Raw genomic sequence first — 22531 nt, 5'->3', positions numbered from 1 at the left:
CAGCGCAAGCCGGGCGCAATCGCCGAGCGCGATACGAAGTCAGGGGCGCAAGGTTAGCACGGCCTCGGCGGCCAGACTGTCGCGTTCCGCCGCCGATGAATGGGGGATTTCGGCCAGCAGCGGTGCGCACAGGCTGTGCCGCAGGGTGGCCAGATTGTCGGCGTAACGCGCCATCTGCGGATCGATGCGGTTGGCCAGCCATCCGGCCAACGGCAGGCCGGAGTGGTGGATGGCCTCGGCGCTCAGGCGCGCATGGTTCAGGCACCCCAGCCGCATGCCGACCACCAGCAGCACTGGCGCCCCCAGCCGCAGCGCCAGATCGGCCATGGTGCTGTCCTCGCCCAGCGGGGCATACCAGCCTCCGGCGCCCTCCACCAGCACCACGTCAGCCATCTCGCCCAGCTGCCGCGCACACGCGGCGAGGTGTTCCAGATCGATCCCTACGCCCGCTTCGCGCGCCGCCAGGTGTGGCGAGATCGCCGGCTGAAAGCGATAGGGATTGGTCAACGCCAGCGGGGCGGCGACGTTGCCGGCCGCGGCATGGGCGGCGACATCGCCGTTCCACAGCCCCCCGTCGCGCCACTCGCAGCCCGACGCCACCGGCTTCATCGCCACCGCGCGCAGCCCGAGCGCGGCGAAGGCGCGCAACAACTGGCAGGTGGCGACGGTCTTGCCGATGTCGGTATCGGTGCCGGTGATGAAGTAGAGCCTGCTCACGCGTCAGGTGCCGGGACGGCGGCGGAATTCGATGACCTGGCTGCCGTCGGGCAGGCGCGCGTTGGCGCGGTTCTCGGGCTTCCAGGCGTGGCCGTAGACCACTTCGTAGGTACACGGCAGTTCGCCGGCGTGGCGGAAGCGCTCGTACTGTTCGACCACCTTGCGCCAGGCGCGCTTGCCCATCATCCCCTCGGGCCGCCCCTCGGTGACGTTGTGCGCGCCGATGGCCTTCAGGTCGCGCATCACGCTGCGCGCGTCGGGATAGGTCATGGTGATCAGTTCCATGTCCATCACCGGCGTGGTCAGCCCGGCGCGCCCCAGCGCGTCGCCGACGTCGTGCATGTCGATAAAGCGATTGACATGGCTGTGGCGGTCCACGCCCTCGAACGCCGCGCGCAATTCCTTCAGGGTGTCCGGGCCGAGGGTGGAGAACATCAGCAGCCCGCCCGGCCGCAGCACGCGGTGGCACTCGGCGAGCGCGGCATCCGGCGTGTTGCACCATTGCAGGGTGAGGTTGGACCACACCAGATCGACCGATTCGTCGGCCAGCGGCAATCGCTCGATGTCGCCGCAGACGTGGAACGGCTTGTGCCGCTCGAACAGGTTGAGCCATTTGCGCACGCCGCGGCCGGAACCCTTGTCGCGCGACAGCGCCAGCATCGCCGGCGCCAGGTCCAGCTCGACCAGCTGGGCCTCGGGATAGCGGGCGCGCAGCATCGGGCTGGCGTAGCCGGTGCCGCTGCCGGCGTCGAGGATGCGGCCGGGCACCAGCTTGATGTAGTCGAGCCGCTCGGCCATGCGGTCGGCCACTTCGCGTTGCAGCACGGCCGCCGCGTCGTAGGAGCCGGCGGCGCGGTCGAACGCCAGTTTTACGGCGTGCTTGTCGGTGTAGAACGATTCGGACATGGAACTTGCGAGATGGATCAGGCGGCGACGCCCCGCAGCTTGTGGCGGGCGAACTCCACCAGCGCCGGCAGGATGGACAGGAACACGATGCCCAGGATGATGGCGGTCAGGTTCTTCTGGATGAAGCTCACGCCGCCGAGGAAGTAACCGGCATAGGTCAGCGTGCCGACCCAGACGGCCGCGCCGATCAGGTTGTACGAAACGAAGCTGCGGTAGCTCATCTCGGCCATGCCGGCGACGAACGGCGCGAAGGTGCGCACGATGGGCACGAAGCGCGCCAGGACGATGGTCTTGCCGCCGTGCTTCTCGTAGAAGGCGTGGGTCTTTTCCAGGTAATCGCGGCGGAAGATCTTGGAATCGGGATTGGCGAACAGCTTGTGGCCGAAGTAGCGGCCGATGGTGTAGTTCAGCGCATCGCCCGCCACCGCGGCAACGAACAGCAACAACGTCAGCAGGTGGACGTTGAGCAGGCCGCCACCGGCCAGCATGCCGGCAACGAACAACAGCGAATCACCCGGCAGGATCGGCGTCACCACCAGGCCGGTTTCGCAGAAGATCACCAGGAACAGCACGGCGTAGGTAAGCGCGCCGTATTGCTCGACGAAGACACGCAGGTAGGTGTCCAGGTGCAGGAACAGATCGATGAGGTTGAATTCCATGATGGGCCGGGGCTGAAGTGCGGATCGAAGGGATGTAGCGTAACGCGGTTGCGTGACACCTCGTGACAAACAAAGACCGGCGGACCAGCCGCCGGTTCTCTGCACAGGACGATTGGCCGCGTCGGTCAGACGACGGCTTCTTCCTTGACCGTCACCGGCTTGATCATGTTCTCGCGGGTGACGCCGAACATCAGCAGCAGCGGCGAGGCGACCAGCACCGACGAATAGATGCCGAACACGATGCCGATGGTCAGCGCCATGGCGAAGCCGTGCAGCGCCGGGCCGCCCATGACCAGCATCGACAGCACCATCGCCTCGGTCGAGCCGTGGGTGATGATGGTCCGGCTCATGGTCGCGGTGATGGCGTTGTCGATGATCGACGGCACGCTCCTGCCACGCATGTTGGGCTTGCGGAAGTTCTCGCGGATCCGGTCGAACACCACCACCGATTCGTTGACCGAATAACCCAGCACCGCCAGCACCCCCGCCAGCACCGTCAGCGAGAACTCCCACTGGAAGAAGGCGAAGCAGCCCAGGATGATGACCACGTCGTGCATGTTGGCGATCACCGCCGACACCGCGAAGCGCCATTCGAAGCGGATCGCCAGGTAGGCGATGATGCCCAGGCACACCAGGATCAGCGCGGTCAGGCCGTGGGTGACCAGTTCCTCACCCACCGACGGGCCGATGAACTCCACCTTGCGCAGCTCGACGTCGGCACGCTGCTGCTTGAGCACGCTCATCACTTCGTTCGACAACTGCGCGCTGGTCTTGGTCTTGATGTTGGGCAGGCGAACCATCACGTCGCGCGTGGTGCCCAGCGCCTGGACCTGCGACTCGCCGTACTTCAACTGCTCGACCGCCACCCGAACCTGGCCGAGATCGGCCGGCTGCTGGTAACGCAGTTCGATCACCGTGCCGCCGGTGAACTCCACACCGAAGTTCAGGCCCTTGTAGCCCAGGAAGAACACCGCGACGATGAAGGTGATCAGGGAGATCGCCGTCGTGAGCCGGCCATAGCTCATGAACGGGATGTCATGTTTGATGCGGAAGAATTCCATCTTCAGGCGCCCCTTATGCTTGCTTTTCTTGATGCGGCACCCACACCTGGCCGATCGAGACGCTGCTCAGACGACGGCGGTAACCGTAGATCAGGTTGACGATGCCGCGCGAGACGAACACCGCGCTGTACATCGAGGTCAGGATGCCCAGGCAGTGCACCACGGCAAAGCCGCGCACCGCGCCCGAGCCGAAGATGAACAGCGCGATGCCGGCGATCAGGGTGGTGATGTTGGAATCCAGGATGGTGGCCCAGGCGTGACCGTAGCCGTTCTGGATCGCCGCCTGCGGCGACATGCCGTTGCGCAGCTCCTCGCGGATCCGCTCGTTCACCAGCACGTTGGAGTCGATCGCCATGCCCAGCGCCAGCGCGATGGCCGCGATGCCGGGCAACGTCAGCGTGATGCCGATGGCCGACAGCAGCGCCACCAGGAACAGCAGGTTGGCGCCGAGCGCCAGCGTGGAGACCACGCCGAACAGGCGGTAGTACAGCATCATGAAGATGGCGATGGCGATGAAGCCGTACATGGTCGAGTGGAAGCCCTTCTGGATGTTCTCCTTGCCCAGCGACGGGCCGATGGTGCGTTCCTCGACGATGTTCATCGGCGCGGCCAGCGAACCGGCGCGCACCAGCAGCGCGATGTCGTTGGCTTCCTGCACCGTCATGCCGCCACCTTCGATCACGAAGCTGCCGCCCAACTGGGCGTTGATACGCGGTGCGGTGATGACCTGGCCCTTGCCCTTCTCGACCAGCACGATGGCCATGCCCTTGCCGATGTTCTCAGCGGTCAGCGTGCGGAAGATCGAGGCGCCGGCGGAATCCAGGCCCATGCTGATCACGGGGTTGTTGTTCTGGTCGTAGGAGGGCTCGGCCTTGGTGATGTTGTCACCGGTCAGCTCGACCTCTTTCTTCAGCAGGATCGACTGGGTCATGCCGGCGCGCACCCCGGCCATCGGCACCAGCTCGTAGCCGGCGGGCACGTCGCCCGACAGCGCGGCCTGCAACCGCGCCTGGTCGTCGTCCACCATGCGGACTTCCAGCGTGGCGGTACGGCCGAGGATGTCCTTGGCCTTGGCGGTATCCTGCACGCCGGGCAGTTGCACCACGATGCGGCCTTCGCCCTGCTGCTGGATGATCGGCTCGGCCACGCCCAGCTCGTTCACCCGGTTGTGCAGGGTGGTGATGTTCTGCGCCACCGCGTCGTTCTTCAGCTTGGTCTGCATCGCCGGGGTGAAGCTCACCACCACGCGGTAGTCGCCGTCGCGGGACACTTCCTGGATGCTCAGGTCGGGCAGCACGCGGCGGATGGCACCGGCCGTCGCGCTCACCGTGGCGGCATCGCGCAGTTGCACGGTGACGCTGTCGCGGTCGCGCGCGACACGGCCGTAGCGGATCTTGCGATCCTTCAGTTCGCGGCGGATGTCGCCCGCCACCTTTTCCAGCTGCTTGTCGACGGCAGCCTTCATGTCCACTTCCAGCAGGAAATGCACGCCGCCGCGCAGGTCCAGGCCCAGGAACATCGGCTTGCCGCCGATCGCGGCCAGCCAGGACGGGGTCTGCGGCAACAGGTTCAGCGCGACGATGTAGTTCTCGCCCAGCGCGGTCTGGATCAGATCCTTGGCCTTGATCTGCGCATCCGTATCCTTGAAGCGCACCTTGAGCGACGTGGCGTCGGGGAATACGCCATCGGTCGGGATATTGGCCGCGGCCAGGGTGTCGAGCGCGGTCTTGCGGGTGGCTGCGTCCACCTTGGTGGTGGACTTGGCGGCGGAGATCTGCACGGCCGGGCTTTCGCCGTACAGGTTGGGCAGTGCATAGAGCAGGGCTGCGATCAGCGTGACGGCGATCAGCAGGTATTTCCACATCGGGTAGCGGTTCATGGTGGCGATCCATGAAACAAAGGCGGCAGGGCCGCCTTCGTTTCTTTACTTGTTGTTCTTGATGGTGCCCTTTTCCAGGCGCTGAGCGACAGCGGAGCGCTGTACGACGATCTCGGTGCCCTCGGCCACTTCCAGGGTCAGGTAGTGGTCGCCGGCCTTGGAAATCTTGCCGAGCACACCACCGCTGGTGACGACCTCGTCACCCTTCTGCAAGGCATTCAGCATTGCGGCCTGTTCCTTGGCGCGCTTCTGCTGCGGGCGGATCAGCAGGAACCAGAACAGCACGAAGATCGCGATCATCGGCAGGAAAGAGACGAGGCTTTCCACGGCGGAGGGCGCTGCGGCCGGAGCGGCGGCGTAAGCGGGGGCGATGAACATGGACATTACCTTCTAATAATCATCTGTCGAGACAAAGCGGGACATTCTAGCCCGCACGGGGGGTGAAATCCACCCGCCAGCCAGCGACCGGCGCGGCAGCCGAAGGTTCCTGACGCCGCACGCCACCGGCATGAAACATCGCCTCGCGCCGACCATGCCGCCGGTAGCGGACGGGCGGCACAGGCCGGAATTCCTCAGGCGCGGCCAACAAAATCCTGCGCAGCGGTTCCGGCTGTCGCACCCTCACCAGAAAGGTTCGGCCGGCCAGACTCAATCGACGCCGCGCGCACGATCGGCGTGGAAGCGCGCCACGTGACCGGCGAAGTCGTCGGCCTCGATGGCGGCGCGCATCTCGCGCATCACCACCTGGTAGTAGTGGAGGTTGTGGATGGTGTTGAGCTGCGAGCTGAGGATCTCGCCGCTGCGGAACAGGTGATGCAGGTAGGCGCGGCTGAAATGCGCGCAGGTATAGCAGTCGCACGATTCGTCCAGCGGGCGGGTATCGGCGCGGTAGCGCGCGTTCTTGATGCGCACGTCGCCATAGCGGGTGAACAGCATGCCGTTGCGCGCGTTGCGGGTGGGCATCACGCAATCGAACATGTCGATGCCCTGCGATACGCCGAACACCAGGTCCTCCGGCGTGCCCACGCCCATCAGGTAGCGCGGCTTGTCCACCGGCAGACGCGGCGCGGTGTGCGCCAGGATGCGGGCGAAGTCCTCCTTGGGCTCGCCCACCGACAAGCCGCCGATGGCCATGCCGTGGAAGCCGATGTCGTTCAGCCCGGCCAGCGATTCGTCGCGCAGCGTCTCGTGCATGCCGCCCTGGACGATGCCGAACAGCGCGTTCGGATTCTGCCGCCGCGCGAATTCGTCCTTGGAGCGCCGGGCCCAGCGCAGGCTGAGGCGCATCGACTCGGCGGCCTGGCGCGCATCGGCGGGATACGGCGTGCACTCGTCGAAGATCATCACGATGTCGGAGTTGAGCACGGTCTGGATGCGCATCGACTCCTCGGGCGTGAGGAACAGCTTGTCGCCGTTGACCGGGCTCTGGAACTTGACGCCTTCCTCGGAGATCTTGCGCAGATCGCCCAGGCTGAACACCTGGAAGCCGCCCGAATCGGTGAGGATGGGCTTGTCCCAGCCCATGAAGCGATGCAGGCCGCCGAACTGGCCGATCACGTCCAGCCCGGGGCGCAGCCATAAATGAAAGGTATTGCCGAGGACGATCTGGGCGCCGATGTCGTGCAGGTCGCGCGGCGTCATCGCCTTGACCGTGCCATAGGTGCCGACCGGCATGAACACGGGGGTTTCCACCACGCCGTGATTGAGTTGCAAGGTGCCGCGCCGTGCGCCGCCCGAGGTCTTGCGCAGACTGAACTGCAAACCGCTTTCGATCATTACTGACTCCATGTCGCCACCGGATACACATTCCGGCGCCATTCACACAGGCCAGGCCGCCGCTGGCGCGCCTGGCACTTGCCGCATGCTACGCGGACTTTACATTGGAAACCCCTTTCAGAACCGAGACCCGCAATGCGCGCCCTGCCCTTCGTCTGCTGCCTGTCCGCCAGCCTTCTCCTCAGCGCCTGCGGCGGCGGGGGCGGCGATTCGGGCGAAGCGCCGCCGCCCAGCCCGGCCCCGACCACACCCGGCGCGCCGGCACCGACCCCCGGCCCGACGCCGGCGCCCACTCCGGCCCCGGTCCCGGATGCGCTCGCCGACGCCCTGCTGGCCCAGCACAACGCGGTGCGGCGCAACGAGAACGCCGGCCTGCCCGACCTGAAGTGGTCCGCTTCGCTGGCCGACTTCGCCCAGGCGTGGGCCGAGCATCTGGCACGGGACAACAGCTGCGGCCTGACCCACCGCAGCGGCGACGAACGCAAGCTCAACGGCAGCACCACCGGCGAGAACCTGTTCACCGGCTGGGTTTCGGTGGCTTATGACGGGTATCGCTGGAATGCGGCGGACGTGGTGGGATCGTGGGCGGCAGAGAAGGCCGACTACGACCTCGCCAGCAACAGCTGCGCCACCGGCAAGGCTTGCGGACACTACACCCAAATCATCTGGAAGACCACCACCGAGGTCGGCTGCGGCCGCGCGCGCTGCGGCCAGGGCGAGGTATGGGTTTGCAACTACCTGCCGGCCGGCAATGTCGTCGGCAGCAAACCCTACTAGGAGCAGTTGCACAACGGTCCTGACAAGGAGCGCGGGACGCGGACAGCACAAGGACGCCAAGTGAAGCCCGTCGTCCCCGAGCTACGCCGCCAGGAGAGCTTTGTAGCCGCTCTAGGCAGGGTCGTCCGCGCGCTCCAGCAGCATGGCATCGCCATAACTGAAGAAGTGATACTCGCGGGCCACCGCTTCGGCGTAGGCCGCGCGCATCGTCTCCAGCCCGCTGAAGGCCGCCACCAGCATCAGCAGCGTGGATTTGGGCAGGTGGAAATTGGTGATCAGGCGATCCACCACGCGGAAGCGGTATCCCGGGGTGATGAAGATATCGGTGTCGCCCTCCGGCTCGCCCAGCACCTCGTGCTGCGACGCCGCTTCCAGCGCGCGCAGGCTGGTGGTGCCGACCGCGATCACCCGGCCGCCGTTTGCCTTGGCCGCGCGGATGGCCGCGATGGTCGCCTCGGGGATGCTGTAGCGCTCGTGATGCATCACGTGCTGGGCGATATCGTCCACCCGCACCGGCTGGAAAGTGCCGGCGCCGACGTGCAACGTCAGAAAGTGCGTCTGCACACCCATGCCGCGCACCTGTTCCAGCAAGGCATCGGTGAAATGCAGGCCGGCGGTCGGCGCCGCCACCGCGCCGGGATCGCGCGCATAGACGGTCTGGTAGCGCTTGGCGTCCTCGTCGTCCGGCGTATGAGTGATATAAGGCGGCAGCGGCAATCGCCCGGCTTCGTCCAGCCATTCGAGCACGCTGCGTTCGCCCGCGAAGCGCAGCAGGAACAGATCGCCGCGCCGCTCGACCATCTCGGCCTCGAAGCCGTCGAACAACAAGCGCGTGCCCGGCTTGGGCGCCTTGGAAGCCCGCACGTGCGCCAGCGCGTGGTGGGTGTCGAGCACCCGTTCCACCAGTGCCTCGATGGCGCCGCCGCTGGCCTTGTGGCCGAAGAGTCGCGCCTTGATCACCTTGGTGTCGTTGAACACCAGCACGTCGCCGGCGCGCAGCAGGTTCGGCAGTTCGCGGAACCAGCCGTGGGCAATGCCGGCGGCGCCGACCTGCATCAGCCGGCTGGCGCCGCGTTCGGCGGGCGGGAACTGCGCGATCAGATGTTCGGGCAGGAAATAGTCGAAATCGCTGAGTTGCATCGAATCTGGTAGGGGACAACCCCAAAATCGCCGTAGGAAAACTACAGGATTATACCTGGATCACCACTTCCGAGCCCGCACACCTGCTGGCATCTGATCGATTTCAAACAAGTGTTTTAGCGGAAAAATGCCGTGAATTTCGTCGAATTTGCTGGACAAGCGATTTTCGGCTCGGCAAACTCCGCCCCATCTCAGGGGTAAGAACAGAACGGGGTTGCAGATGCCAAAGGTCCGAAAGGTACTCGTGCTGCATGGACCGAATCTCAACCTCCTCGGCGTGCGCGAACCGCAGCACTATGGAGCCGAGACACTCTCCACGATCAACGCCCGCCTGGTCGATCTCGGCCGACAACGGGGCGTCACGGTCGAAGTCTTCCAGTCCAACCGCGAATACGAGCTGATCGAGCGCGTCCATGCGACGCTCGCGGACGACACCGACTTCATCGTCATCAATCCGGCCGCCTTCACCCACACCAGCGTCGCCCTGCGCGACGCGATCTCCGGGGTGAAGAAGCCGTTCGTGGAAGTGCATCTCTCCAACGTGCATGCGCGCGAAGCGTTCCGCCATCGCTCGTTCTTCTCCGATCTTGCCGTGGGAGTGGTCTGCGGGCTGGGCGCCAAGGGTTATGAATACGCCCTGGCCTATGCCCTCGACTACTCCGTTCCTGAAGCGCCGCAACAGGCGTGATCGCACAACGATATCAAGGAAGGGTTGCCGCATGGATTTGCGCAAACTGAAGAAACTGATCGACCTCGTCGAGGAATCCGGCATCGCCGAACTCGAAGTCACCGAGGGCGAGGAAAAGGTGCGCATCACCCGCGTCACCCAGCATGCCCAGCCGATCTATGCCCAGGCGCCGATGCAGGTCCAGGTGCCGAACACGCCCGCCGCCGCCGCACCGGCCGCCGCCGCCGAAGCAGCGCCCGCCGCCAGCGGCCTGCCGGAAGGCTTCGTGGTCAAGTCGCCGATGGTCGGCACCTTCTACCGTGCCGCCAGCCCCGGCGCGAAGAACTTCGTCGAAGTGGGCCAGTCGGTGAATGTCGGCGACACGCTGTGCATCATCGAGGCGATGAAGCTGCTGAACGAAATCGAAGCCGAGCAGTCCGGGACCATCAAGGCCGTCCTGGTCGAGAACGGCCAGCCCGTGGAATACGGCGAACCGCTGTTCGTGATCGGGTAAGGATTCTGTGAGGTGTGAGGAACGGGGCGCGGCCTGCATTGCCCGTCCGTTCCACAGCCTTCACTCCCCACGGAGTTAAAGAACATGTTTGAAAAGATCCTGATCGCCAACCGGGGCGAGATCGCGCTGCGTATCCTGCGCGCCTGCCGGGAAATGGGCATCAAGACCGTCGTGGTCCATTCCGAGATCGATCGCGAGGCCAAGTACGTCAAGCTGGCCGACGAATCGGTCTGCATCGGCCCCAATCCCTCCCCGCAAAGCTACCTGAACATGGCGGCGCTGATCTCCGCCGCCGAAGTCACCAACGCCAATGCCATCCATCCCGGCTACGGCTTCCTCTCCGAAAATGCCGACTTCGCCCAACGGGTGGAGGAATCCGGCTTCACCTTCATCGGCCCCACTCCCGAATCGATCCGCCTGATGGGCGACAAGGTCAGCGCCAAGGATGCGATGAAGAAGGCCGGCGTGCCGTGCGTGCCCGGCTCGGACGGCGCGCTGCCGGACGATCCCAAGGAAATCCTCGCCACCGGCAAGCGCGTCGGCTACCCGGTCATCATCAAGGCCGCCGGCGGCGGCGGCGGACGCGGCATGCGCGTGGTGCACAACGAGGAAGAACTGCTGCGCTCGGTGGAAATGACCAAGGCCGAGGCCCAGACCGCGTTCGGCAACCCCGTGGTCTACATGGAGAAATTCCTCCAGACCCCGCGCCACGTCGAGATCCAGGTACTGGCCGACACCCACGGCAACGCCATCTATCTGGGCGAGCGCGACTGCTCGATGCAGCGCCGCCACCAGAAGGTGATCGAAGAGGCCCCGGCCCCCGGCATCACCGAGGCCCAGCGCAAGAAGATCGGCGAAGCGTGCGCCCAGGCGTGCCGCCAGATCGGTTATCGCGGCGCCGGCACTTTCGAATTCCTGTACGAGAACGGCGAGTTCTACTTCATCGAGATGAACACCCGCGTCCAGGTCGAGCACCCGGTGACCGAGCTGATCACCGGCGTGGACATCGTCCAGGAGCAGATCCGCGTCGCCGCCGGCCTGCCGCTGGCCTACGCGCAGAAGGACATCAAGCTGCGCGGCCACGCCATCGAGTGCCGGATCAACGCCGAAGACCCGCTCAAGTTCGTGCCGAGCCCCGGCCGCATCACCACCTACCACACGCCCGGCGGCCCCGGCGTGCGCGTCGATTCGCATGTCTACCAGGGCTATTTCGTCCCGCCCAACTACGACAGCATGATCGGCAAGATCATCACCTACGGCTTCACCCGCGACCAGGCCATCGCCCGCATGCGCATCGCGCTGTCGGAAATGGTGGTGCAAGGCATCCACACCAACATCCCGCTGCACCAGCAACTGCTGCTCGACGCCGAATTCATCAAGGGCGGCACCAGCATCCATTACCTGGAGCACAAGATGCCGGATATCCGCGCGGCGCTGGAAAGCCAGCATTGACTGTCGCCCCACCCGTCCCGGCCCACTGCGAGCGCTGCTTGCAACGGCCGGGCCCGGGTGGCCGATCGCCGGCCCAGGCCGGACAGGAAACGGGGTTGCCACCCCGTTTTTTTCATGAACCGCCACCGCGAGACCACCATGCCCTGGACCGAACTTCGCATCACCACTGATTCCAAGCACGCCGAGGCGCTGTCGGACGCGCTGTTCGACCTGGGCGCGCTGTCGGTGTCCATCGAGGACGCCGCGGCCGGCACCGCAGAGGAAAAACCCATCTTCGGCGAGCCGGGCGAGCCGGTGGACCAGATGTGGGACCGCAGCGTGGTGGTGGCGCACCTGGGCGACGACATGGATCCGGCGCTGACCGTGACCGCCGCCGCCAACGCGGCCGGCATCGCGGTGCCTGTCTTCGAGACCGTCACCGTCGAGGAACAGGACTGGGTGCGGCTGACGCAATCGCAGTTCGAGCCGATCCCGATCTCCGAGCGACTGTGGATCACCCCCACCTGGCACGACGCACCCGATCCGCAGGCGATCAATATCGCGCTCGACCCGGGCCTGGCGTTCGGCACCGGCAGCCATCCGACCACGCGGTTGTGCCTGCAATGGCTGGATCGCAACATCCAGCCCGGCGAGACCGTGCTCGACTACGGCTGCGGCTCGGGCATCCTGGCGATCGCCGCGCGCAAGGTCGGCGCCGGCGCCACCCACGGCGTCGATATCGACCCGCAGGCCATGATCGCCAGCCGGCAGAACGCCGAGCAGAACGGCGTGGAAATCGCGTTCTTCCTGCCCGACGCCGCGCCGCAAGGCGAATACGACGTGGTGGTCGCCAACATCCTGACCAATCCGCTGAAGGCGCTGGCGCCGATGCTGGCGTCGCGGGTGCGCGCCGGCGGCCGGATCGCGTTGTCCGGCATCCTGGCGGAGCAGGCCGACGAAGTACGCGCCCTCTACGGCGCCTGGTTCGACTTCGCACCCGCCGCCACCGAGGACGGGTGGGTCTGCCTGTCCGGGCGCAAGCGCGCCTGATCCGGCACGCGGCGCCGACGCCGGTCGCGCCGCGCGTGCATTGCGCTTCCCATCCGGGCAGCTACAATCGAGCCCCATGAACCACGTCACGCGTTGCCCCAACTGCCGTACCGCCTTCAAGGTCAGCGAGGACCAGCTCGCCGCCCATGGCGGCAAGGTCCGTTGCGGCAAGTGCGCCTTCGTGTTCAATGCCCGCGCCTGCATCGAGACTCCGGTGCTGGAGCAGGTGCCGCCGCCGCCCGCCGCGCCGCAACCGCCGGCACCCCTCGCCATCGAGCCGCCACCGCCCGCCCCGGCACCAGTCGCCGTACCGACGGTCGCACCCGAAGCGCCGACGCCCGCCCCCGCCAGCGACGGCGGTGGCGAATTCAGCCCCACCCCGCCGGACGCCAGCGTCGCCGACATGGTGATCGCGGCGCGCAAGGCACGCCAGGCCGCCCGGGCGATGGCGCAAGGCACCACCACGCCGGCGCCGCCAACCGCCGCCGAAGCCGAGGCGCCACAACCAGCGCCCGAACCGCCGGCGGAAGCGGCCCCGGAGCCCATTCCCGCGCCGAAGCCCAGGTCGGTGGCGCAGAAGCAGGCCGACAAGCGCGACCAGGAAGCGCTCAAGACCGCGCTGAACGAAACACCGCTCACTCTCAACTCGGTCTATCGGCCGATCCGCACCGCCGAGGACGAGGCCCTGCTGGCGCCACCGCCGCCGCCTTCGCGCTGGCGCCTGCTGTGGCCACCGCTCACCCTGCTGCTGTTGCTGGCGTTGCTGGCCCAGACGGGCCTGCGTTATCGCAACACGCTGGCTACCGATTTTCCCTGGCTGCGCGCGCCGTTGGTCCAGGCGTGCGACTACGTCGGCTGCAGCATGCCGCTGCCGCGCAATGCCACGCTGCTGCGCTCCGACTATTCCGAACTGACCTACGTGCCCGATCACGGCAACCTGATCCAGCTTTCCGCGTCGGTGCGCAACCTCGCACCCTACACCCAGGCGCTGCCGACGCTGGAGCTGACGCTGACCGACGACGCCGAACAGGTGGTCGCCAAAAAGCGTTTCACCCCGGCGCAGTACCTGGCGCCCGACGACAAGCAACGCACCGAGTTGCCGCCGAACGACGAGTTGCGCGCCTTCCTGCAACTGGATATCGGCGAGCTGTCGTCCACCGGCTATTCGCTGTACTGGTTCTATCCCTGAGCGCCTGCCCGCGATCTTTTTCGCGACGACAACCCCCGCCCGTTTCCCCTGCCACCCGCCGCTTGTAATCGTTTGGGGGGATACCGATACTGAACAATTCCGTTCAGGAGGAGGAGATCCCCATGGCAACCGTCATGCTCAATGGCACCCCGATCAGTGTCGGCGGGCGCTTTCCGCGCACAGGCGACACGGCATCGAGCTTCATGCTGGTCGATGTCCAGTTGCAGGATGTCCCGCTGTCCAAGTTCTGGGGGCGTCGCAAGGTGATCGCCGTGGTGCCCAGCGTCGACGCCGCCATCGGCCTCACCATCGCCCGCAGCCTGGAAAGCCTGGCGCCCAGCTGGGAAAACACCGTGGTGCTGCTGGTCTCGGTCGACACCCCATACGCAATGCAGCGCCTGCTGCACCAGGAGGACTTCCGCAACTTCCAGTTGCTGTCCACCCTGCGCGGGCGCGACTTCCACAAGGACTACGGCGTGATGATCACCGACATCCCGCTGTCCGGCCTGATGGCCACCGCCTTGATCGCGCTGGATGTCGACGACACCGTGCGCTACGCCGAACTGGTGCAGGACATCAACAGCGAGCCCAACTACGAGGCGATGATCCAGGCGCTGATCCCGCCGCCGCCCGAGCCGTTGCTCGAACCGGGCATCACCCCGGTCGCCTGATCCACACAGCCCCGCTCCGGCGGGGCTCTGTTTTTGGCCGTTGCCCTTGCAATCACGCCTTCTTTCCCCCACTTTCAGACGGCATACAACCACCACTAGGAGCATACCGATGTCCCAAGTCACCCTCGGCGGCAATCCCATCACCGTCAACGGCCAATTCCCCGCCGCCGGCGACCAGGCCAAGCCGTTCAGCCTGGTCGGCAAGGATCTGGCCGACGTCTCGCTGGCCCAGTTCGCAGGCAAGCGCAAAGTGCTGAACATCTTCCCGAGCGTGGATACCGCCGTGTGCGCCGCGTCAGTCCGCCGCTTCAACGAAGCCGCCAACCAGCTCGACAACACCGCGGTGCTGTGCATCTCGGCCGACCTGCCGTTCGCGCAGAGCCGCTTCTGCGGTGCAGAGGGCCTGGACAACGTGGTGATGCTGTCCACCATGCGCGGCCGCGAGTTCCTGGACGCCTACGGCGTGGCCATCGCCAGCGGCCCGCTGGCCGGCGTCGCCGCACGTGCCGTGGTGGTGCTCGACGCCGCCGACCGCGTGGTCCACGCCGAACTGGTGCCGGAAATCAAGGAAGAACCGGACTACGCCGCCGCGCTGAAGGCGCTGGGCTGACAGTCTGCTGCGTCACACCGGAAGGGCCACGCGGCGCTTCCGGTCAACCGAGTGAACCGCCCAACCGTTGGAGCGTGCACGAATCCGCTACAATATCGGCCGATTCGTCCCGATCGACTCTGAACAACTGCCATGAAACGTAGCCTGCTGCTTGCCCTGGTCGCACTGGTTTCCCTGCCGGCACTCGCCGGCCCGCGCCTGACCGTGCGCTTCGCCAACCCCGCCTGGAACGGCGTCGCGGTACCGCCGGGCCAGCAATGCGCGCAGCTGGGCGGCCAGGGTTCGACCCCGGCGCTCAACGTGTTCGACCTGCCGCAAGGCACCGGCGGACTGCTGATCGAATTCAACGAGCGCGGCGGCGGCAGCATGGGCCGCCTGCTCTACACCGTGAACAAGGGCGTCGCCAGCGCGCAGGTGCCCAGCGTCCAGGCTCAAGGCAAGTTGCCGGCCGGCTTCTCGCTGGTGTCCGGCCCGGACGGCGGTAACGGCAATTACCTGCCGCCGTGCGCGCAGGGCAAGGCCTACTTCCTGGTGATCAAGGCGCTGGATGCCCCCAATGCCGGCGCCGCCGTACTGGGCGAAGGCCGCCTGGAACTCGGCAAGCTCTGATTCCCGCGTGGATCACCCCTGGCAACCGCCGGCCTGGCCGGCGGTTTTGTTTTCCGGCCACCCCGCGTTCGCGCCACTGGGCCCCTGGCTGGCGCGCCTGGGCGGCTTTCCCACCCTGGCGGACTGGGGCCGCCTGCCCACCGTCTTCACCCGCAGCGGCCAGCCGCTGACCTGTGTCGATCCCGCCAGCCTCAGCCGCTACTACGAAGCGGAAATCCACGAGCTTGGTCGCATCGCCACCCGCAGCCTCAACTGGCACGACTGCTTCAACGCGCTGGTCTGGCACGCCTATCCCCACGCCAAGGCAGCACTCAACGCATTGCACTATCGGCTGCTGCCCACCGGCGGCAACGGCACGCGAGGGCCGGTGCGCGACGCGGCCACGCTGTTCGACGAATGCGGGCTGATCCTGCCGTACTGCGACGAAGCGCTGCACCGCGCGCTGTGCGATCACGACTGGCCCACGCTGTTCCAGGCACGACGCGATGCCTGGGGGCGGCAGGTGGAGGCGCTGGTGTTCGGCCATGCCACCTACGAGAACCTGCTGGCGCCGTTCGTGGGACTGACCGGCAAGTGCTGGCCGGTGGCGGTTCCGTCGGCGTTCTTCGATTGGCCGCTGGCGGAGCGCCTGGCCTGGCTGGATCGCCACCTGGCCGACGCCATCGACGCCGGCGAGCTGCGCACACCGCGCCAGCTGCCGCCGCTGCCTTATCTGGGCGTGCCGGGCTGGTGGCCGGCACAGGACGACGCCTTCTACGCCGACACCGGCTACTTCCGCCCGCGTCGCGGCACGCGCTGACCGCGCCTCACCCGTTGTGGCGCGGGTCCAGCGCGTTGCGCAGCGCCTCGCCGATGAACACCAGCAGCATCAGCAGCGTCACCAGGGTGAAGAAGGTGAACAGCGAGATCCACCACGCATCCAGATTGGCCTTGCCCTGCGCCAGCAGCTCGCCCAGCGACGGCGTCGAGGGCGGCACGCCCAGGCCGAGGAAGTCGAACGCCGTCAGTGCCAGGATGGCGGCGGTCTTACGGAACGGCAGGAAGGCGATCACCGCGGTCATCGAGTTGGGCAACAGGTGGCGGCGGATGATCTGCCAGTCGGTCAGACCCATCGCCCGCGCGGCGGTCACGTATTCCAGGTTGCGGTTACGCAGGAACTCGGCGCGCACGTAGTCGGACAACCCGATCCAGCCGAACACCGACAGCACCAGGAACAGGATCCAGATACTGGCCTGGAACATCGACACCACGATCAGCAGCAGGTACAGCTCGGGCATCGCGCCCCATACCTCGATCACCCGCTGCATGAACAGGTCCACCTTGCCGGCGAAATAACCCTGGATCGCGCCGAACAGGATGCCCAGCAGTGTGCCGACCACCGTCAGCGCCAGGCCGAACAACACCGACACCCGGAAGCCGTACAGCAGCCGCGCCAGCACGTCGCGGCCCTTTTCGTCGGTACCCAGCCAGTTCTCGGCCGAGGGCGGCGCGGGGTTGGGCTGGCCGGCGAAGTAGTTCAGGGTGTTGGGGCCGTAATGGTTGAAGGTGAACAGCGCCCAGTTGCTGCCCTGGCTCAGCTTCTGCCGCAGATAGGGGTCGAGGTAGTCGGCGGGGGTGTTGAAGTCGCCGCCGAAGGTGGTTTCCGGGTAGTCGTGGAACATCGGGTAGTACAGCTTCCCCTGGTAGTGCACCAGCAGCGGCTTGTCGTTCGACACCAGCTCGGCGCCCAGGCTGACGATGAACATCGTCACGAACAGCAGTAGGCTCCAGTAGCCCAGCCGGTTCGACTTGAAGCGGCGCCACGCCCGGCGCCACGGCCCCACGCGTACCGTGTTCATCGGCTGCTCCCCTCGAAGCGCAGTCGCGGGTCGACCAGCACATAGCACAGGTCGGATACCAGCTTGGTCAGCAGGCCGATCAGCGAGAACAGGTAGAGCGAGCCCAGCACCACCGGGTAGTCGCGCCGCACCACCGATTCGAACGACAACAGCCCCAGCCCGTCGAGCGAGAACAGGGTTTCGATCAGCAGGCTGCCGGTGAAGAAGGCGCCGACGAAGGCGGCCGGAAAGCCGGTGACGATAGGGATCATCGCGTTGCGGAACACGTGCCGGTACAGGATCTGCCGCTCGGTCAGCCCCTTGGCGCGCGCGGTCAGCACGTACTGCTTGCGGATCTCCTCCAGCAGGCTGTTCTTGGTCAGCAGCGTCACCGAGGCGAAGCCGCCCAGCACCATCGACACCACCGGCAGCACCATGTGCCACAGGTAGTCGGTCACCTTGCCCAGCAGGCTGAGCGACGCCCAATCGTCCGACACCAGACCGCGCAGCGGGAACAACTGCCAGAAGCTGCCGCCGCCGAACAGCACCAGCAGCAGCACGCCCAGCACGAAGCCCGGAATGGCGTAGGCCGCCAGCAGCAACAGGGTCGAGGTGAAGTCGAAGCGGCTGCCGTGCCGCATCGCCTTGGCCACCCCCAACGGAATCGACACCAGGTAGGTCAGCAAAAAGGTCCACATCCCCAGCGAGATCGACACCGGCAGTTTTTCCACCATCAGCGACCACACGCTCTGGTGGTGGTAGTAGCTCTCGCCCAGGTCGAAGCTCGCATAGCGCTTGAGCATCTCCCAGAAACGCACCGGCGCCGGCTTGTCGAAGCCGAACTGCGCCTTGATCTGCGCCAGTTGCTCCTGGTCCAGCCCCTTCTGCCCCTGGTACAGCCCGCTGCCGCCGCCGCCGCCGGCCGCCTCGCCGCCGGCATTACGCCCCTTCATCTCGAACATCAACTGTTCCACCGGCCCGCCAGGCACGAACTGCACCACGACGAAAGCCATCAGCAGCACGCCGAGCAGCGTCGGCACCATCAGCAGCAGGCGTTTGAACAGGTAATGCAGCATCGGGTGTTCCTATCGGCGGCGGGGTGTCGGGGGCTGTCTACAAGTGTCAGGGCTTGAACCACCAGCTCGACACCATCCACGGCTCGGCCGAGTAGTAGCGCGGCAGGTGGCGCGGGTAGTCCAGCCGCTGGCTGTACGCCACGCGGTGCTCGGCGCTGTACCAGTGCGGGATCACGTAGTCGGCCTGGCGCAGCACCCGGTCCAGCGCACGTACGGCGATCACGCGCTGGGCGCGGTTCTCGCTGGCGACCACGGCGTCGATCAGCTTGTCCACCGCGGGATCGCGCACGCCCATGAAGTTGCCGGTGCCCTTGGTGTCCGCCGACTTGCGCGAGAAATAATCGTACAGCTCGTTGCCGGGGCTCTGGCTGTCGGGAAAGCGCAGCGTGGTCATGTCGAAATCGAACTCGTCCATGCGGCGCTGGTACAGCGCGTAATCGACGGTGCGCGGCGAGCCGCGGATGCCCAGCTTTTCCAGGTTGCGCGACAGTGCCAGGAACACCCGCAGCATCGGCCCGCTGTCATCCATGAACTCGAACTCGAACGGCTTGCCCGCCGCATTGCGCAGCGCACCGTCGCGATAGGTCCAGCCGGCCTGCCGCAGCAGCTCGCGCGCTTCGAGCAGGTTGGCGCGCAACGAATGCGGCGGCCTGGTGTCGGACGGCAGGCGGGCCGGGCCGAACACCTCGGGGGACAACTGCTTGCGCAGCGGCTCCAGCAGCTTGAGTTCGTCCGGGCCCGGCAGGCCGGTCGCCGTCAGCTCGCTGTTGGCCCAGTAGCTGTCCAGCCGCGTGTACTGGCCGTAAAAGTACTGCCGGTTCAGCCACTCGAAATCCAGCGCCAGCCCCAGCGCGCGCCGTACCCGCGGATCGGCGAACTGCGGGCGGCGGCTGTTGAGGATGAAGCCCTGCATGCCGGCGGTGTTGTGATGGCGGAAGGTGGATTTCACCAGCTCGCCCGAGCGGAACTTGGGCCCCAGGTACTGGCGTACCCAGTTCTTGGCGCTGTTCTCGACGATGAAGTCGAACTCGCCAGCCTTGAACGCCTCCAGCCGCGCCACCTCGTCCTTGTAGTAGCGGTAGGTGATGCGGTCGAAGTTGAACATGCCGCGGCGCGTCGGCAGATCCTTGCCCCAGTAGTTCGGGTTGCGGCGATAGGTGAGCTGGCGACCGTTCTGGTAGGCCTCGATCAGGTAGGGGCCGCTGGCGATGGGCGGTTGCAGCGCGATCCGGTCGATGGCCAGGCCACCGCCCCACTTGCGCGAGAACACCGGCAGGCTGCCGATGATCAGCGGCAGCTCGGGGTTGCGCCGGCCGAACTCGAAGCGGATGCGCCGCAGATCCAGCACCTGCACCCGCTTCACGTCCGACAGCATGGCGCGGAACTGCGGCGACGCCTTGGTGCTGACCAGCGTGTCGAAGCTGTACTTCACGTCGGCGGCGCGCACTGGATCGCCATTGGAGAACCGCGCCGCCGGGTTCACGCGGAACGTCACCGACAGCTCGTCCGGCGCGACCGCCACATCGTCCGCCAGCAGGCCGTAGCCGGACGCCGGCTCGTCCTCGCTGCTGGCGAGCAGGCTCTCGAACATCAGCAACGTCAGCCCCGCGGCCGAGGTGCCCTTGATGATGAACGGGTTGAAGCTGTCGAAACTGGTGCGCCGGTCGGGGTTGGGCAGTTGCAGGCTGCCGCCCTTGGGGGCATCTGGATTGACGTACTCGAAATGGGTGAAACCCGCCGGATACTTCGGCGTATAGCCCAGGGCGATGGCGTGCCCGGCGAAGGCGACGGGCAGCAGCAGGCACGACAGCAGAATGAGAAGTAGGCGCGGCATGTGCGGATCATAGAGGAGCCGGCCGACGACGGCATGGTCGGCGCAACCCGCGTGGTAGAATCACCGACAGTTTTTGCCCGCGCACCTCGATGGCCTACCTCGCACTCGACACCTCCACCGAATATCTGTCGCTCGCCGTGACCACGCCCGGCGGCATCGTCGCGCGCCATTGGCACGTCGGCCAGCGCCACGCCGAGCGCACCCTGCCGGAGCTGGAAGCGCTGCTGGCCGATACCGGCATCGCCCGCGCCGCGTTGCAGGGCATCGCCTACGGCATGGGGCCGGGCTCGTTCACGGGATTGCGCATCGGCTGCGGCATCGCCCAGGGCCTGGCCTTCGGCCTGGGGCTGAAGGTGGTGGGCGTTTCCACGCTGGCGGCGCTGGCCGCCGGCTGCGACGCGCCCCGCGTGTATGCCTGCCTGGACGCGCGGATGAACCAGGTCTACGCGGCCGCCTTCGAGCGCAGCGGCAACAGCTGGCGCGAAGCCGGCCCGGCCGTGGTCTGCGATCCGCAGGACGCCCCGCAGCCCGACGGTGACAGCTGGGTCGGCGTCGGCAGCGGCTTCGCCGCCCATGGCGACGCGCTCGCCGCCCGCCTGGGCGGCTGCCTGAGCGAAACGCTGCCCGAACGCTTCCCGCAAGCCGGCGACCTGCTGCGGCTGGCGCTGCCGCTATTCGAGCGCGGCGAAGCCCTGCCGCCCGAGGACGCGCCGCTGGTATACCTGCGCGACAAAGTGGCGCTCAAGACCAGCGAACGGCTCAAGCCATGACCCTGCGCCCGCTGGCCCCGGCCGACCTGCCCGCGCTGCTGGCGCTGGACGCCGCCACCAACTCCCACCCCTGGCATCCGGACAACTGGTGCGACTCGCTGGCCAGCCACTACTGCCTGGGCCTGTGGGATGGCGACGCGCTGCTGGGCTTCGCCGTCGCCAGCCGCGTGCTGGACGAGGCCGAACTGCTCGCCATCGCCATCGCCCCGACCCGCCAGCGCCAGGGCCTGGGCCGCTTCCTGCTCGAAGCGGTGCAGCGGCAGTTGGCCCAGGCCGGCGCCGCGACGCTGTTCCTCGAAGTGCGTGCCGGCAACCGGCCGGCTCAGGCGCTGTACGACGCGCTGGGCGGCACCGAGACCGGCATCCGCGCCCGCTACTACCCGCTGCCCGGTGGCGGACGCGAGGATGCGCACCTGTACGCCTTCACCCTGGCCGCCCAGCCATGAGCCGGCGCGACCTGGTCCTGGAAGAACTCGGCCTGACCCCGCTCTGGGTGCGGCCCGAACTGCTCGCCGGCCCCGACGAACCGACCGCCGCCGAGCCGGTGGCGAACGCCCCACCGGCCGAGCAGGCATCCCCGGTCTCGCCTCCCGTCGAAGCGCCCGCGCCGCGCCGCGAGCCGCCACGGATCGTGGTGCCGCACGCGCCGGCCGAGCGTGCCGCCGCCGCACGCCCCGTGGTCGCGGCGCCGCCTCCGGCACGCGGTAATGGCGGCCCCAATGTGCGCGCCACACTGGCCCCGTTGGCCGACGCGGATTCGACCCGGGCCCGCGAGATCGCTGCGCTGGATTGGCAATCGTTGCAGGCCGCCGTCACCGGCTGTACCGCCTGCGGGCTGTGCAAGACCCGCACCCAGGCGGTGTTCGGCGTGGGCAACCCGCAGGCCGAGCTGCTGGTGGTCGGCGAAGCGCCGGGCGCCGAAGAGGATCGCCAGGGCGAGCCCTTCGTCGGCGCCGCCGGCAAGCTGCTCGACAACATGCTGGCCGCCATCGGCGAAAAACGCGGCGAGCGCGTCTTCATCGCCAACGTGCTCAAGTGCCGCCCCCCGGGCAACCGCAACCCGCAGCCCGACGAAGTGCTGCAATGCGCCCCCTACCTGGCGCGCCAGATCGAATTGATCCGCCCCCGCCTGATCTTCGCCGTCGGCCGCTTCGCCATCCAGACGCTGTTGCAGACCGACGCCCCGGTCGGCGCCCTGCGCGGCAAACTGCACCAGGTGAACGACATCCCGGTGGTGGTCGGCTACCACCCGGCCTACCTGCTGCGCAATCTGCCGGACAAGGCGCGCGCCTGGCGCGATCTGCTGCTGGTGCAGCAGCGCCTGCGCGAGCTGGCCGCCACCGAACGCTGACACGCCGCCGCTGCCCGTTTCCAACTT

General features: G+C 67.0%; 24 protein-coding genes. 13 read left to right on the top strand and 11 right to left on the bottom strand.

Going from position 1 to position 22531, the window contains the following annotated elements:
- Positions 1 to 39 precede the first annotated feature (39 nt).
- The 7 genes from bioD to tgt form a co-directional block, all read right to left on the bottom strand.
- Positions 40 to 717, bottom strand: coding sequence for a dethiobiotin synthase (bioD, locus tag C556_RS0104165; protein WP_018746975.1), 678 nt, complete (start codon positions 715 to 717; stop codon positions 40 to 42).
- A gap of 3 nt (positions 718 to 720) precedes the next feature.
- A complete protein-coding gene (gene bioC, locus C556_RS0104160) occupies positions 721 to 1623 on the bottom strand; it encodes a malonyl-ACP O-methyltransferase BioC (RefSeq protein ID WP_018746974.1) in 903 nt (300 codons plus the stop codon).
- A 17-nt stretch (positions 1624 to 1640) separates the two neighbouring features.
- Complete coding sequence (locus tag C556_RS0104155; RefSeq protein WP_018746973.1) at positions 1641 to 2282, bottom strand: DedA family protein; 642 nt, start codon at positions 2280 to 2282, stop codon at positions 1641 to 1643.
- Positions 2283 to 2407: 125 nt separating this feature from the next.
- On the bottom strand, positions 2408 to 3343 hold the full coding sequence (gene secF / locus C556_RS0104150) for a protein translocase subunit SecF (RefSeq protein ID WP_018746972.1): 936 nt from the start codon (positions 3341 to 3343) through the stop codon (positions 2408 to 2410).
- Positions 3344 to 3356: 13 nt separating this feature from the next.
- Complete coding sequence (gene secD, locus C556_RS0104145) at positions 3357 to 5222, bottom strand: protein translocase subunit SecD (RefSeq protein WP_018746971.1); 1866 nt, start codon at positions 5220 to 5222, stop codon at positions 3357 to 3359.
- A 45-nt stretch (positions 5223 to 5267) separates the two neighbouring features.
- Positions 5268 to 5600, bottom strand: coding sequence for a preprotein translocase subunit YajC (gene yajC / locus C556_RS0104140; protein WP_018746970.1), 333 nt, complete (start codon positions 5598 to 5600; stop codon positions 5268 to 5270).
- Between the two features lie 270 nt (positions 5601 to 5870).
- Positions 5871 to 6998 (bottom strand): tRNA guanosine(34) transglycosylase Tgt, encoded by a 1128-nt coding sequence (tgt, locus tag C556_RS0104135; RefSeq protein WP_018746969.1) that lies wholly within the window; start codon positions 6996 to 6998, stop codon positions 5871 to 5873.
- 135 nt (positions 6999 to 7133) lie between these two features.
- Here tgt and C556_RS19265 point away from each other — a divergent pair, with 135 nt between their 5' ends.
- Positions 7134 to 7775 (top strand): CAP domain-containing protein, encoded by a 642-nt coding sequence (locus C556_RS19265; RefSeq protein WP_018746968.1) that lies wholly within the window; start codon positions 7134 to 7136, stop codon positions 7773 to 7775.
- A gap of 111 nt (positions 7776 to 7886) precedes the next feature.
- Here C556_RS19265 and queA read toward each other — a convergent pair whose 3' ends face one another.
- Entirely contained in the window at positions 7887 to 8915 is a 1029-nt protein-coding gene (gene queA, locus C556_RS0104125; protein WP_018746967.1) for a tRNA preQ1(34) S-adenosylmethionine ribosyltransferase-isomerase QueA, read from the bottom strand.
- Between the two features lie 220 nt (positions 8916 to 9135).
- On the opposite strand from queA, the gene aroQ reads away from it, so the two are divergent.
- From aroQ to C556_RS0104080, 9 genes are all read left to right on the top strand, one after another.
- Positions 9136 to 9603 (top strand): type II 3-dehydroquinate dehydratase, encoded by a 468-nt coding sequence (aroQ, locus tag C556_RS0104120; RefSeq protein WP_040430425.1) that lies wholly within the window; start codon positions 9136 to 9138, stop codon positions 9601 to 9603.
- Between the two features lie 31 nt (positions 9604 to 9634).
- Entirely contained in the window at positions 9635 to 10096 is a 462-nt protein-coding gene (gene accB, locus C556_RS0104115; protein ID WP_018746965.1) for an acetyl-CoA carboxylase biotin carboxyl carrier protein, read from the top strand.
- An 84-nt stretch (positions 10097 to 10180) separates the two neighbouring features.
- Complete coding sequence (gene accC / locus C556_RS0104110; protein WP_018746964.1) at positions 10181 to 11548, top strand: acetyl-CoA carboxylase biotin carboxylase subunit; 1368 nt, start codon at positions 10181 to 10183, stop codon at positions 11546 to 11548.
- Positions 11549 to 11686: 138 nt separating this feature from the next.
- On the top strand, positions 11687 to 12577 hold the full coding sequence (gene prmA, locus C556_RS0104105) for a 50S ribosomal protein L11 methyltransferase (protein WP_026262792.1): 891 nt from the start codon (positions 11687 to 11689) through the stop codon (positions 12575 to 12577).
- Positions 12578 to 12653: 76 nt separating this feature from the next.
- Positions 12654 to 13766 carry a DUF3426 domain-containing protein gene (locus tag C556_RS21450; protein WP_018746962.1) on the top strand — a complete coding sequence of 371 codons (1113 nt, stop codon included), beginning with the start codon at positions 12654 to 12656 and terminating at the stop codon, positions 13764 to 13766.
- Positions 13767 to 13888: 122 nt separating this feature from the next.
- Positions 13889 to 14437 carry a thiol peroxidase gene (gene tpx / locus C556_RS0104095; RefSeq protein ID WP_018746961.1) on the top strand — a complete coding sequence of 183 codons (549 nt, stop codon included), beginning with the start codon at positions 13889 to 13891 and terminating at the stop codon, positions 14435 to 14437.
- Between the two features lie 109 nt (positions 14438 to 14546).
- Positions 14547 to 15047: a thiol peroxidase gene (gene tpx / locus C556_RS0104090; protein ID WP_018746960.1), complete on the top strand. Its 501-nt coding sequence runs from the start codon at positions 14547 to 14549 to the stop codon at positions 15045 to 15047.
- Positions 15048 to 15179: 132 nt separating this feature from the next.
- Positions 15180 to 15656, top strand: coding sequence for a hypothetical protein (locus C556_RS0104085; protein WP_018746959.1), 477 nt, complete (start codon positions 15180 to 15182; stop codon positions 15654 to 15656).
- Between the two features lie 7 nt (positions 15657 to 15663).
- Positions 15664 to 16455 (top strand): DUF3025 domain-containing protein, encoded by a 792-nt coding sequence (locus C556_RS0104080; protein WP_018746958.1) that lies wholly within the window; start codon positions 15664 to 15666, stop codon positions 16453 to 16455.
- A gap of 7 nt (positions 16456 to 16462) precedes the next feature.
- On the opposite strand, the gene C556_RS0104075 is transcribed toward C556_RS0104080, so the two are convergent.
- Genes C556_RS0104075 through C556_RS0104065 form a run of 3 tightly spaced genes read right to left on the bottom strand, consistent with a single transcriptional unit; the run spans position 16463 to position 20383 of the window.
- The gene (locus C556_RS0104075; RefSeq protein WP_018746957.1) at positions 16463 to 17494 is read right to left on the bottom strand and encodes an ABC transporter permease; all 1032 of its coding nucleotides are present in this window, start codon (positions 17492 to 17494) and stop codon (positions 16463 to 16465) included.
- The gene (locus tag C556_RS0104070; protein WP_018746956.1) at positions 17491 to 18549 is read right to left on the bottom strand and encodes a microcin C ABC transporter permease YejB; all 1059 of its coding nucleotides are present in this window, start codon (positions 18547 to 18549) and stop codon (positions 17491 to 17493) included. Before C556_RS0104070 ends, C556_RS0104075 begins: the two co-directional genes overlap by 4 nt.
- A 46-nt stretch (positions 18550 to 18595) precedes the next feature.
- The gene (locus tag C556_RS0104065) at positions 18596 to 20383 is read right to left on the bottom strand and encodes an extracellular solute-binding protein (RefSeq protein WP_018746955.1); all 1788 of its coding nucleotides are present in this window, start codon (positions 20381 to 20383) and stop codon (positions 18596 to 18598) included.
- A gap of 89 nt (positions 20384 to 20472) precedes the next feature.
- Between C556_RS0104065 and tsaB the strand changes: the two genes are divergently transcribed.
- The 3 genes from tsaB to C556_RS24030 are packed head-to-tail and all read left to right on the top strand — an operon-like array spanning position 20473 to position 22504.
- Positions 20473 to 21153 (top strand): tRNA (adenosine(37)-N6)-threonylcarbamoyltransferase complex dimerization subunit type 1 TsaB, encoded by a 681-nt coding sequence (gene tsaB, locus C556_RS0104060; RefSeq protein WP_018746954.1) that lies wholly within the window; start codon positions 20473 to 20475, stop codon positions 21151 to 21153.
- Positions 21150 to 21599: a ribosomal protein S18-alanine N-acetyltransferase gene (gene rimI, locus C556_RS0104055; RefSeq protein ID WP_018746953.1), complete on the top strand. Its 450-nt coding sequence runs from the start codon at positions 21150 to 21152 to the stop codon at positions 21597 to 21599. Before tsaB ends, rimI begins: the two co-directional genes overlap by 4 nt.
- On the top strand, positions 21596 to 22504 hold the full coding sequence (locus C556_RS24030) for a uracil-DNA glycosylase (protein WP_018746952.1): 909 nt from the start codon (positions 21596 to 21598) through the stop codon (positions 22502 to 22504). The genes rimI and C556_RS24030 overlap by 4 nt, the downstream gene beginning before the upstream one ends.
- The last annotated feature ends 27 nt before the right edge of the window (positions 22505 to 22531 follow it).

This window comes from Chitiniphilus shinanonensis DSM 23277, assembly GCF_000374805.1.
Taxonomy (GTDB): Bacteria; Pseudomonadota; Gammaproteobacteria; order Burkholderiales; family Chitinibacteraceae; genus Chitiniphilus; species Chitiniphilus shinanonensis.
Note: the sequence above shows the minus strand (reverse complement) of the source record. Positions and strands in the feature narration are given on the sequence as shown.

Coding starts and splice junctions, on each gene's coding strand:
- queA (WP_018746967.1), bottom strand. CDS start 8,915: ATGCAACTCAGCGATTTCGACTATTTCCTGCCCGAACATCTGATCGCG.
- C556_RS0104070 (WP_018746956.1), bottom strand. CDS start 18,549: ATGCTGCATTACCTGTTCAAACGCCTGCTGCTGATGGTGCCGACGCTG.
- C556_RS21450 (WP_018746962.1), top strand. CDS start 12,654: ATGAACCACGTCACGCGTTGCCCCAACTGCCGTACCGCCTTCAAGGTC.
- yajC (WP_018746970.1), bottom strand. CDS start 5,600: ATGTTCATCGCCCCCGCTTACGCCGCCGCTCCGGCCGCAGCGCCCTCC.
- C556_RS0104075 (WP_018746957.1), bottom strand. CDS start 17,494: ATGAACACGGTACGCGTGGGGCCGTGGCGCCGGGCGTGGCGCCGCTTC.
- accB (WP_018746965.1), top strand. CDS start 9,635: ATGGATTTGCGCAAACTGAAGAAACTGATCGACCTCGTCGAGGAATCC.
- tsaB (WP_018746954.1), top strand. CDS start 20,473: ATGGCCTACCTCGCACTCGACACCTCCACCGAATATCTGTCGCTCGCC.
- tpx (WP_018746960.1), top strand. CDS start 14,547: ATGTCCCAAGTCACCCTCGGCGGCAATCCCATCACCGTCAACGGCCAA.
- accC (WP_018746964.1), top strand. CDS start 10,181: ATGTTTGAAAAGATCCTGATCGCCAACCGGGGCGAGATCGCGCTGCGT.
- aroQ (WP_040430425.1), top strand. CDS start 9,136: ATGCCAAAGGTCCGAAAGGTACTCGTGCTGCATGGACCGAATCTCAAC.
- secD (WP_018746971.1), bottom strand. CDS start 5,222: ATGAACCGCTACCCGATGTGGAAATACCTGCTGATCGCCGTCACGCTG.
- C556_RS0104065 (WP_018746955.1), bottom strand. CDS start 20,383: ATGCCGCGCCTACTTCTCATTCTGCTGTCGTGCCTGCTGCTGCCCGTC.
- C556_RS19265 (WP_018746968.1), top strand. CDS start 7,134: ATGCGCGCCCTGCCCTTCGTCTGCTGCCTGTCCGCCAGCCTTCTCCTC.
- tpx (WP_018746961.1), top strand. CDS start 13,889: ATGGCAACCGTCATGCTCAATGGCACCCCGATCAGTGTCGGCGGGCGC.
- prmA (WP_026262792.1), top strand. CDS start 11,687: ATGCCCTGGACCGAACTTCGCATCACCACTGATTCCAAGCACGCCGAG.
- C556_RS0104085 (WP_018746959.1), top strand. CDS start 15,180: ATGAAACGTAGCCTGCTGCTTGCCCTGGTCGCACTGGTTTCCCTGCCG.
- C556_RS24030 (WP_018746952.1), top strand. CDS start 21,596: ATGAGCCGGCGCGACCTGGTCCTGGAAGAACTCGGCCTGACCCCGCTC.
- C556_RS0104155 (WP_018746973.1), bottom strand. CDS start 2,282: ATGGAATTCAACCTCATCGATCTGTTCCTGCACCTGGACACCTACCTG.
- tgt (WP_018746969.1), bottom strand. CDS start 6,998: ATGATCGAAAGCGGTTTGCAGTTCAGTCTGCGCAAGACCTCGGGCGGC.
- rimI (WP_018746953.1), top strand. CDS start 21,150: ATGACCCTGCGCCCGCTGGCCCCGGCCGACCTGCCCGCGCTGCTGGCG.
- bioC (WP_018746974.1), bottom strand. CDS start 1,623: ATGTCCGAATCGTTCTACACCGACAAGCACGCCGTAAAACTGGCGTTC.
- secF (WP_018746972.1), bottom strand. CDS start 3,343: ATGGAATTCTTCCGCATCAAACATGACATCCCGTTCATGAGCTATGGC.